A 437-nucleotide genomic window follows, 5' to 3' on the forward strand; every position below is an offset into this window, starting at 1 on the left:
ATTGATCGGGCGACGCGCTGGGTCTTCATTGCGGTGAAGAAAGACCGCACCGCACTGTCAGCCAAAGCCTTCTTGAAAGCCTTGATTCAGGCCGCACCCTTCCGTATTCAGAAATGCCTGACCGACAATGGCTCCGAATTCACCGATCGCTGTCTGCGCCGCGAACAGGGCCCCTCAGGGGAGCACACCTTTGATCGCGCCTGCGCCGAACAGGACATCGAGCATCGCCTGATACCGCCACGCCACCCCCAAACCAACGGCATGGTCGAGCGCTTCAATGGCAGGATTGCCGAGGTACTGCAAACCCACCATTTCGAATCCACAGAGGACCTCGAAGCCACATTGCATCGATACACGCACCTTTACAACCACCACATCCCGCAAAAAGCCTTGAACCATCGATCACCGGTGCAGAGCATGAAAGAATGGCAGTCTTC

The 437-nt window shown here is 56.8% G+C and carries 1 protein-coding gene; it reads left to right on the plus strand.

What is annotated here, in order from left to right:
• A partial coding sequence (locus tag ACYQ1H_RS15575; RefSeq protein WP_460028952.1) for an integrase core domain-containing protein occupies window positions 1-437 on the plus strand: 437 nt, incomplete at both ends.

The sequence above is a fragment of the Methyloparacoccus murrellii genome (genome assembly GCF_054657115.1).